Below are 9770 nucleotides of genomic sequence, written 5' to 3'. Positions count from 1 at the left end.
GCGCGAAGCGGCGCAAACGGCGCGTCGCGCGCGGCGGGTGTTCGCCGCGAGGAGGATCAGGCGAGGGCGGGCACGCCTGCGGCGAGGCGGGCGCGCACGATGCGGGTCGCCTCGATCATGTTTCCGAGAGACTCGACCGTCTCCGCGTAGCCGCGGGTCTTGAGCCCGCAATCCGGGTTCACCCAGACCTGACCGGCCGGGATGGCGGCGACGGCACGGTCGAGCAGCTCCGTCAGCTCGGCAACGCCCGGCACCCGCGGTGAGTGGATGTCGTAGACGCCCGGGCCGATGCCGTGGTCGAAGCCATTGGCCTGAATGTCCGTCACGACCTCCATCCGGGAGCGGGCCGCCTCGATGCTCGTCACGTCGGCGTCGAGAGCGCGGATCGCCTCGAGCACGACACCGAACTCGGAGTAGCAGAGGTGGGTGTGGATCTGGGTGGCGTCCCGCACCCCGGCGGTCGCGAGCCGGAACGAGCCGACGGACCAGTCGAGGTAGTCTGCGTGGCCGGCCTTCTTGAGCGGAAGCAGTTCGCGCAGGGCCGGCTCGTCGACCTGGATGATGCCGATTCCGGCGGCCTCGAGGTCGGCGATCTCGTCGCGGAGGGCGAGGGCGACCTGGCGCGCCGTCTCGCCGAGGGGCTCGTCGTCGCGCACGAAGGACCAGGCGAGGATGGTGACCGGGCCGGTCAGCATGCCCTTGACCGGCTTCGCCGTCAGCCCCTGCGTGTAGGTCGACCAGTCGACGGTGATCGGCTTCGGGCGGGAGACATCGCCCCACAGGATGGACGGGCGGGTGCAGCGGCTGCCGTAGGACTGGACCCAGCCGTTCTCGGTGACCGCGAAGCCGTCGAGGTTCTCGGCGAAGTACTGCACCATGTCGTTGCGCTCGGGTTCGCCGTGCACGAGCACGTCGAGGCCGATCTCCTCCTGCAGGGCGACGACCCTGGCGATCTCCGCGCGCATCAGGTCGCGGTATTCGGCGTCGCTGAGCACTCCGGTGAGGAAACGGGCGCGGGCACGGCGGATCTCCCCGGTCTGCGGGAAGGAGCCGATGGTCGTCGTCGGCAGGAAGGGCAGCGCGAGTGCGGCCTCCTGGGCGGCGAGCCTGTCGGCGTAAACCCCTCGGCTGTACGAGGCGTCGGTGAGCTCCGCGGCACGGGCCCTCACGGCACCGTCGCGGACGCCGGGGGCGGCGCTGCGGGAGGCGAGTGCGCCGGTCGCAGCGTCCAGTTCGGCGCTGATGGCCTCCCGTCCGTCGGCCAGGCCGCGGGCGAGGGTCACAACCTGGCCGACTTTCTCGTCGGCGAATGCGAGCCAGCTCACGAGTTCGGCGCCGAGCGCGGTCTCGTCCGCGACGGTGTGCGGGACGTGCTGGAGGCTCGTCGAGGTCGAGACGGCGATCCGCGGCGACAGTGCGCCGGCCCCGGTGACCTGAGCGAAGGCATCCGCCAGGTCACCGCGCCAGATGTTGTGCCCGTCGATGACACCGGCGACGAGGGTCTTCCCGTCCAGCCCTGGGGCGGTCTCGGGGAGCGTGCCGCGGACGAGATCAAGGCCGATGGCCTCGATCGGTGCGCCGGCGAGCACGGGCAGGGCGTCGTCGAGGCTGCCGTAGGGGGCAGCGACGAAGATCGCCGGACGCTGGGCGAGGTGCCCGAGGGTCCCGTACGCCCACTGCACGGCGCTGAGGGTCTCGGCGCGGGGCACGTGGATGCTCTCGCTGACGAGGCCGGGTTCGTCGAGCTGCACCCACTCGGCACCGGCGTCGGCGAGGCGCTGCAGCAGGGTCGCGTACACCGGAATGAGGTCATCGAGCCGGTCGAGGGGCTCGAAGCCCGCAGGGGCTTCGTCGCTCGGCTTGCTGAGCAGCAGGAACGTGACCGGGCCGACGATGACGGGCCGGGTCAGGAAGCCGGCGGCGCGTGCCTCCTCGAATTCGCGCACGATCCGGTCGCTCGAGAGGGAGAACTCCGTTTCCGGCCCGATCTCGGGCACGAGGTAGTGGTAGTTCGAGTCGAACCACTTGGTCATCTCGAGCGGGAGGCTGTCCCCCTCGCCGCGGGCGAGGGTGAAGTATCCGGCGAGGTCGATGTGCCCGTCGGCGTCGACGAGTCCGGCGAAGCGGGCGGGCACGGCGCCGACCGTGCAGAGCGCGTCGAGCATCTGGTCGTAGTAGGAGAACGACTCCGGGATGGCGGAGTCGGTGCGGCCGAGGCCGAGGGCGGCGAGGCGGTCGCGGGTGGCCTGACGGAGTCCGGCCGCGGCGGCCTCGAGTTCGACGGCGCTCGATGTGCCGGCCCAGAAGGATTCGACGGCCTTCTTGAGTTCTCGGCGCGGGCCGATGCGCGGATAGCCGAGGATCGTGCCTGCGGGGAACGGGGCAGTGCTGGTCATAACGTTTCCTTTGCGGTTGGGCGGTGCAGCGGATGCTGGCGGGTGGTGTGTGGGGCGGATGCCGCGGCGTGCAGGGTGCTTTCGGGCGCGACGGAAATCCGAGGCGCCCGTACGGCGTTCGGTGGAGCGGGAGCGGCGCTGGCGACCGGGGCGGGGCGGGGCGCCAGGCCGGGTTACACGATCGTGGGCAGTGCCGTCGGTGTCCGGACCGGAGCCGGCGCGCCGAGCAGGCCGCAGCCGTCGAGCACCTCCAGTACGGTCTCGTGCTGATTGAAGGCGTAGAGGTGCAGACCGGGCGCTCCCCCGGCGATCACCTGGCTGGCGAGGTCGACGGCGTGCTGGATGCCGATCTCACGCTGTCCTTCCTTGGTCGGTTCGATCTCGAGCCGGATGGACAGGTCTGCCGGCATCTGCTCACCGGAGAGTTCGATGATCCGCCGCAGCCTGGCCGGGCTGGTCACCGGCATGATGCCGGGCAGGATCGGGAAGAGCACTCCGGCTTCCCTGGCGCGCTGGACGAAGCTCAGGAAGTGGTCGGCGTGGAAGAAGAGCTGGGTGATGCCGAGGTTCGCGCCCGCGGCCTGCTTGGCGAGCAGGGTGTCGATATCCTGCGCCGAGGAACGTGACCGGGGGTGGCCGTTCGGGAACGCCGCAACGGCGATCCGCACCTTCTCGTGGCCGGGCTTGACGGCGCGTGCGGCGGGGATACCGGGGATGATCGTCTCGCGGTACGGGGACTTCTCGGCCTGAACCCGGTGGATGAGCTGCACGAGTTCGGCGGCGCTGCCGAAGTCGCCGAGGAACGCCTCGCCCTCCTTCGTGCCTGCCGGGGGGTCGCCGCGGAGGGCGAGGAAGCTGCGCACTCCGGCGTCGAGGAATTCGCGGATCAGCCGGTTCGCCTCGTCGTGGGTGGAGCCGACGCAGGTGAGGTGGGCCATCGCTTCGACGTTCGTCGTGCGGAGGATGCGGCTGAGAACGTCGAGCGAGGAGCGGCGTGAGGATCCGTTGGCCCCGTAGGTGACCGAGAGGAAGTCGGGGCCCGCCGCTGCGAGATGGTCGATCGTCGTCGCGAGAGCGGATGCTGCGGCATCCGTCTTCGGCGGATACAGCTCGAACGAAAAGGGGATGCGCCGTGTGCGGGCGGAGTCCGTTGGAGTGGACATTCATTCCTCATTCGACAGTAGCCAGTGTGTGCACTGAATGGCCGGGCGGCCGCGGACCGCCAGAAAGCCCTGGCGGGTGTTCGCGGGCGGGTGCCGGGCTCGGCTGTCGCTCCATGCCGGCGGAAGAAATCCGTCGGCAACGATTGAAGAAAACTCTAGCAATCCCTTAATCGGATTGCACGAGTGTGACCGTTCGTTACCTGGTTCAGCTTGCGACGGCGGGCACGGCGGCCGCCGGTGCGACGGCGAACGGTGCGAACTGGGACTGGATCTCCGTCGTGACGAGGGCGCGCACCCGGGTGCCGGTTTCGGCGTAGTCCGTCGTGAGCACCGTGCCCTGGGCGTGCAGCATCGCGATCAGGTCGCCACGCTCGTAGGGAATGAGCAGGTCGAGTTCGATGGACGGGCGCGGAAGCAGTCCGGCGATCGCGGCGAGCACCTCGTCGACGCCCTCACCCGTGCGGGTGGAGACGAAGATGCCCTTCGGCCAGAGGCCGCGCAGCACGAGACGATCGTCGTCCGTGACGAGGTCGCTCTTGTTGAAGACGACGAGCTCAGGGATCTCCCGGGCGCCGACCTCACCGATGACCTCGCGGACCGTCGCGAGCTGGCTCGCCGGGTCGGGGTGGGAGGCGTCGACGACGTGCACGATGACGTCGGCGTCGGCGACCTCTTCAAGGGTCGACCGGAAGGCCTCGACGAGTTGGTGCGGCAGGTTGCGGACGAAGCCGACGGTGTCGGTCAGCGTGTACAGCCGGCCGTCGCTCGTTGTCGACTTCCGGACGGTCGCGTCGAGCGTGGCGAAGAGGGAGTTCTCGACGAGCACGCCGGCGCGCGTGATCCGGTTGAGCAGGCTCGACTTGCCGGCGTTGGTGTAGCCGACGATGGCGACGGAGGGCACGGCGTTGCGCTTGCGGTTGGCGCGCTTGGCCTCGCGGGCCGGCTTCATGGCCAGGATCTGCTTGCGCAGCCGGGACATCCGGGTGTGGATGCGACGACGGTCGAGTTCGATCTTCGTCTCGCCGGGGCCGCGGGAACCCATTCCGGCACCGGTTCCGCCGACCTGGCCACCGGCCTGGCGCGACATGGAGTCACCCCAGCCGCGGAGGCGGGGCAGCAGGTATTCGAGCTGGGCGAGTTCGACCTGCGCCTTGCCCTCCCTGCTCTTGGCGTGCTGGCTGAAGATGTCGAGGATCGTGGCGGTGCGGTCGATGACCTTGACCTTGACGACGTCCTCGAGGGCGCGTCGCTGGCTGGGCGCGAGTTCGGTGTCGGCGATGACGGTGTCGGCGCCGAGCGCCTTGACGATGCCGGCGAGTTCCTGCGCTTTGCCCTTGCCGAGGTAGGTGCTCGTGTCCGGGGTGGCGCGGCGCTGCATGAGGCCGTCGAGCACGGTGGCGCCCGCGGTCTCGGCGAGGGCAGCGAGTTCGCGCATGGAGTTCTCGGCGTCCGCGACAGTGCCCTGGGTGTAGAGGCCGATCAGGATGACGTTCTCGAGGCGCAGCTGCCGGTATTCGACCTCGGTGACGTCCTCGAGCTCGGTGGAGAGGCTGGGAACGCGGCGGAGGGCGTTGCGGTCTTCGCGGTCGAGCTGGGCGCCGTCATGGCCGTCATCGTGTTCGTCGGAGCGGGGCTCGGCGTCGAGGGCCTGGGCGCTCCCGCTGCGGAACAGGGAGTAGCCGGCGGCCTTGGAATCGGCACTGGCAAGGACCCGTGCCACAACGTCGTCGTCCGGGGTTTCAACTGGTTCAATCATTCCTTTAACCTTACTTCCTCGAAGAGCGGTAGGTTCCCTCTATGCCCTCCGACCATTACTTCACCCCTGCCCCCGACAGCAAGCTCAGGCTGCAGCAGGTGACCGTGCACCTGGGCGGTCAGGCGCGGGAGGTCACGACCGCCAATTCGGTGTTCAGTCCCGACCACATCGACACGGGTACCAAGGTGCTCCTCGAGAACACGCCGGCGCCGCCGCCGGGGGGCGACTTCCTCGACCTCGGCTGCGGCTGGGGTCCGATCAGCTTCCACCTCGCGCTCGCTTCGCCGCGCGCCACGATCTGGGCGGTCGACGTCAACGAGCGCGCCCTCGACCTCGTACGGCTGAATGCCGAGAAGCTCGGGCTGACGAACATCACGGCCGTCACACCCGACCAGGTTCCCTCGCACGTGCAGTTCCGCACGATCTGGTCGAACCCGCCGATCCGGGTCGGCAAGAACGAGCTGCACAACCTGCTGAGTAGCTGGCTACCGCGCCTCGAGCCCGATTCGGATGCCTGGCTCGTCGTGCAGCGCAACCTCGGGTCCGATTCCCTGCAGCGCTGGCTCGACGGCGAACTCCCCCACGACTTCGCGGTCTCCCGCTTCGCGATCAGCAAGGGCTTCCGGGTCCTCCGCGTCAAGCGCCACGGCGACCCCACCCTCTAACCGCGAGAGCACTCCCCCGCTGAGCCCGCGCCCGCAAGGTTCCGCGAGAGCGGAGATATGGCCCTTTCGCGGACCGCGAAGGGGCCATATTCGTACTCTCGCGGCAGGGACGGGCGAATCCCCGACCTGGGGGCCTTGGTCAGTTGAGGCGGAAGACGCCGTCGTAGACGAGCTCGGCCGGCCCGGAGAGCGCGACGTGCTCGCCGTCCTCTGCAGGGAACATCCGCACGCCGAGCGTGCCGCCGGTCACCTCGACGCGCCACTGGTTCGGGGCTCCCGCGCCCGCCCAGTGCCGGGTCGCGAGGGCGGCCGCTGCGGCTCCCGTGCCGCAGGAGAGCGTCTCGCCGCTGCCGCGTTCGTGGACGCGCATCCGGATGTGTCCGACGCCGTCGACGACCAGGGGGTCGCCCGGCACCACGAATTCGACGTTGGCCCCGTCGGCCGGTTCGGGGTCGAGCTGCGGGATGTAGCCGAGGTCCGCGCTCTCGAGTTCACCGAGGTCCGCGAGGGCGACCACGACGTGCGGGTTGCCGACGTTGATCCCGAGACCGGGCCGGGCGACGGCGAGGTTCCTGGCACGGACGAGCGGTTCGCCGCCGTCGAGCCGCCAGCGGCCCAGGTCGACCTGGTAGCCCGCAGCGTTCCGCTGCACGTCACGGACGCCCGCGCGCGTTCCGACGACGAGGGTGTCCCCGCCGGGCACGTCGGCGAGGCCCTGTTCGGCGAGGAACCGGGCGTAGACACGGATGCCGTTGCCGCACATCTCGGAGAGCGTCCCGTCGGCGTTCCAGTAGTCCATGAACCACTCGGCCTGGTCGTCCTCCGCGAGGGCTGGGGCGCCGGCCTCGAGGCTGCGCGAGCGGACCGCGCGGATGATGCCGTCGGCGCCGATGCCGAAGCGGCGGTCGCAGATCGCGCGGATCTGCGCCGGGGTCAGCTCGATCTCCCCGTCCGGATCGGCGAACAACACGAAGTCGTTGCCCGTGCCCTGGCCCTTGGTGAAGTTGAGATCGATGCCCATCAGACCAGTGTAGGGAGCAGACCGGGCACCACAGACCCACACTCCCCGTCGAATCGGTTCCGGGTCAGAGGTGCGAGCGGGCAGCCTCGACGCGGTCGGGGGCGTCGTAGTCGATCCAGTGCGTGTCCTGTGAGCGCTTGAACCAGCTGACCTGCCTGCGCGCGTAGCGACGGGTGAGCTGTTGGGTCTGCTCGATCGCCTCGGCCTGGCTGAGCCGGCCGCTGAGCTGGCCGAGCGCCTGCGCGTAGCCGATGGCGCGGCTCGCGGTCACCCCGGTTTCGAGGCCGGCCGGGATGAGGCCCCGCACCTCGTCAAGGAGACCGCCGGCCCACATCCGGTCGACACGGGCATCGAGGCGCGCGGTGAGTTCCTCGCGCGGCGCCCTCAGGCCGAGGGTCACGGCCGGACGCCAGTACACGGGCTCCCCCGGTAGGGCGGCGAGGTGCGGCGCTCCGGTGAGTTCGACGACCTCGAGCGCGCGCACGAGGCGGCGGCCGTTGCTCGCGCCGATCCGGGAGGCGGCGCCGGGGTCGACGACCTTCAGGCGCGCATAGAGGACGCCGGGGCCCTGCTCGACCAGGTCGGCCTCGAGCCGGGCGCGCAGTACCGGGTCGGTCGCCGGGAACTGGAAGTCGAAGACCACGGAGGAGACGTAGAGCCCGGATCCGCCGACGAGGATGGGCACGGCCCCGCGGGCGGCGATGTCCTCGATCGACGAACGGGCCTCGGTCTGGTAACGGGCGACCGCGGCCTCGTCGGTCACGGCGAGCACGTCGAGCAGGTGGTGCGGGATCCCCCGCTGCTCGTCGGCTCCAAGCTTGGCGGTGCCGATGTCCATGCCGCGATAGAGCTGCATGGCGTCGGCGTTGACGATTTCGGCCGGGGTGCCCTCTGCCCTGAGGCTCTCGGCGAGGTCGAGCGAGAGCTCGCTCTTGCCGGTGCCGGTCGGTCCGACGATGACGACAAGCACCCGGTTAGCGCTCACCGTCGTCGACGGCATAGATCGGTACCGTCGAGCTGGCATTGACCGCCGGGATCCGGCCGGAAGCGGTCGGAACGGCGGGCACCGGAGCAGGGCCCTGGGCCGCGGCGGAGGCCGCAACAGGATGCGGCGTGGCAGAGTGCGGCGTGGCAGAGTGCGGCGTGGCAGAGTGCGGCGTGGCAGAGTGCGGCGTGGCAGAGTGCGGCGTGGCGTGCGGGGCCGCGGGACGAAGGCCGAGCGTGGGCATCCCGAGCGAGACGGAACCAGCAGCGGAGGTGCCGGCGTGGCTCGGCACGCCGCAGGCATCCGCCTCGGCACGGTCCCAGGCGTCGCCGGCCGTGGTCCGGCGGATGCGCAGCGGCGCCCCGTCCGGGGAGTCGGCGATGAGGTGGAACGGTGCGGCCTGGGTCACCGTCACCGTGACGAGGTCCCCGGGACGCGGGCGCTCCGAACCGTCCGGCACGTCGAAGTGCACGAGGCGGCTGTCGGGCGCACGCCCGCTCATCCGATGGGTGTCCGAGTCCTTGCGGCCCTCCCCGTTCGCGACGAGCAGTTCGAGCTCCCGGCCGATCACGGCCTGGTTCTCTTCCCACGAGATGCGTTCCTGAAGCACTGCGAGGCGCTCGTACCGATCCTGGACGATCTCCTTGGGCACCTGGTCGGCCATCTCCGCGGCCGGTGTGCCCGGGCGGATCGAGTACTGGAAGGTGAAGGCCGTCGCGAACCGTGCCCGTTCGACGACACGGAGGGTCTCCTGGAAGTCCTCCTCCGTCTCGCCGGGGAAGCCGACGATGATGTCGGTGCTGATCGCCGCATCGGGCATCCGCGCACGAACCCGGTCGAGGATTCCGAGGAAACGCTCGGATCGGTAGGACCGGCGCATGGCTTTGAGCACCCGGTCGGAACCGGACTGCAGCGGCATGTGCAACTGCGGCATCACGGCGGGAGTGTCGGCCATGGCCTCGATGACGTCGTCGGTGAACGCGGCGGGGTGCGGGCTCGTGAAGCGGATGCGCTCGAGTCCCTCGATCTTCCCGGCGGCGCGGAGAAGTTTGCCGAAGGCGAGGCGGTCGCCGAATTCGACGCCGTAGGAGTTGACGTTCTGGCCGAGCAGCGTGACCTCGATGGCTCCGTCGTCGACGAGGGCCTGGATCTCGGCGAGGATCTCGCCCGGCCGACGGTCCTTCTCCTTGCCACGCAGGGCGGGGACGATGCAGAAGGTGCAGGTGTTGTTGCAGCCGACGGAGATGGAGACCCAGCCGCTGTAGCTCGAGTCGCGCTTGGTCGGCAGTGTCGAGGGGAAGGTCTCGAGGGCGTCGAGGATCTCGAGCTGGGCCTCGCCGTTGTGCCGGGCGCGTTCGAGCAGGCTCGGCAGCGCACCCATGTTGTGGGTTCCGAAGACGACGTCGACCCACGGCGCCTTCCCAAGGATGACGTCCTTGTCCTTCTGGGCGAGGCAGCCGCCGACGGCGATCTGCATGCCCGCGTGGCGCCGTTTGATCGACGCGAGCTGGCCGAGGTTGCCGTAGAGCTTGTTGTCGGCGTTCTCGCGCACCGCGCAGGTGTTGAGGACGACGATGTCGGCTTCGGCCCCGTCGGCGGGAACGTACCCGGCCGCCTCGAGGGAACCGCTCAGCCGTTCGGAGTCGTGCACGTTCATCTGGCAGCCGAAGGTGCGCACCTCATAGGTGCGTGCCCGGCCGTCGTCGTCGCGGGCCGCCGGCGACGGGGCGATCAGGGTCTTCATGCTCAGGGTCATAGTGACTCCAGTTTACGCGACCGCGCCG

General features: G+C 70.0%; 7 protein-coding genes. 1 reads left to right on the top strand and 6 read right to left on the bottom strand.

Going from position 1 to position 9770, the window contains the following annotated elements; all coding sequences use genetic code 11:
- Positions 1-56: 56 nt before the first annotated feature.
- From metE to hflX, 3 genes are all read right to left on the bottom strand, one after another.
- Entirely contained in the window at positions 57-2396 is a 2340-nt protein-coding gene (gene metE / locus QN357_RS03905) for a 5-methyltetrahydropteroyltriglutamate--homocysteine S-methyltransferase (RefSeq protein ID WP_322136132.1), read from the bottom strand.
- 173 nt (positions 2397-2569) lie between these two features.
- Entirely contained in the window at positions 2570-3559 is a 990-nt protein-coding gene (locus tag QN357_RS03900; RefSeq protein WP_134559734.1) for a methylenetetrahydrofolate reductase, read from the bottom strand.
- A 205-nt stretch (positions 3560-3764) separates the two neighbouring features.
- Positions 3765-5315, bottom strand: coding sequence for a GTPase HflX (gene hflX, locus QN357_RS03895; protein ID WP_134559735.1), 1551 nt, complete (start codon positions 5313-5315; stop codon positions 3765-3767).
- A gap of 41 nt (positions 5316-5356) precedes the next feature.
- On the opposite strand from hflX, the gene QN357_RS03890 reads away from it, so the two are divergent.
- Positions 5357-5980: a class I SAM-dependent methyltransferase gene (locus tag QN357_RS03890; protein WP_134559737.1), complete on the top strand. Its 624-nt coding sequence runs from the start codon at positions 5357-5359 to the stop codon at positions 5978-5980.
- A gap of 139 nt (positions 5981-6119) precedes the next feature.
- On the opposite strand, the gene dapF is transcribed toward QN357_RS03890, so the two are convergent.
- The 3 genes from dapF to miaB form a co-directional block, all read right to left on the bottom strand.
- Positions 6120-7001, bottom strand: a complete 882-nt coding sequence (dapF, locus tag QN357_RS03885; protein ID WP_134446962.1) for a diaminopimelate epimerase — start codon at positions 6999-7001, stop codon at positions 6120-6122.
- A 64-nt stretch (positions 7002-7065) separates the two neighbouring features.
- A complete protein-coding gene (gene miaA / locus QN357_RS03880; RefSeq protein ID WP_134446960.1) occupies positions 7066-8001 on the bottom strand; it encodes a tRNA (adenosine(37)-N6)-dimethylallyltransferase MiaA in 936 nt (311 codons plus the stop codon).
- Positions 7976-9742, bottom strand: coding sequence for a tRNA (N6-isopentenyl adenosine(37)-C2)-methylthiotransferase MiaB (gene miaB, locus QN357_RS03875; RefSeq protein ID WP_416172935.1), 1767 nt, complete (start codon positions 9740-9742; stop codon positions 7976-7978). Before miaB ends, miaA begins: the two co-directional genes overlap by 26 nt.
- Positions 9743-9770 lie beyond the last annotated feature (28 nt).

The organism is Cryobacterium sp. RTC2.1 (genome assembly GCF_035018685.1).
Lineage (GTDB): Bacteria > Actinomycetota > Actinomycetes > Actinomycetales > Microbacteriaceae > Cryobacterium > Cryobacterium glucosi.
The sequence above is the reverse complement of the archived record's forward strand: the minus strand, read 5'-3'. Positions and strand labels throughout refer to the sequence as shown.

What these genes read in the sequence shown, in the direction of transcription:
- metE (WP_322136132.1), bottom strand. Translation starts at nt 2,396, where the DNA reads ATGACCAGCACTGCCCCGTTCCCCGCAGGCACGATCCTCGGCTATCCG.
- QN357_RS03900 (WP_134559734.1), bottom strand. Translation starts at nt 3,559, where the DNA reads ATGTCCACTCCAACGGACTCCGCCCGCACACGGCGCATCCCCTTTTCG.
- hflX (WP_134559735.1), bottom strand. Translation starts at nt 5,315, where the DNA reads ATGATTGAACCAGTTGAAACCCCGGACGACGACGTTGTGGCACGGGTC.
- QN357_RS03890 (WP_134559737.1), top strand. Translation starts at nt 5,357, where the DNA reads ATGCCCTCCGACCATTACTTCACCCCTGCCCCCGACAGCAAGCTCAGG.
- dapF (WP_134446962.1), bottom strand. Translation starts at nt 7,001, where the DNA reads ATGGGCATCGATCTCAACTTCACCAAGGGCCAGGGCACGGGCAACGAC.
- miaA (WP_134446960.1), bottom strand. Translation starts at nt 8,001, where the DNA reads ATGCCGTCGACGACGGTGAGCGCTAACCGGGTGCTTGTCGTCATCGTC.
- miaB (WP_416172935.1), bottom strand. Translation starts at nt 9,742, where the DNA reads ATGACCCTGAGCATGAAGACCCTGATCGCCCCGTCGCCGGCGGCCCGC.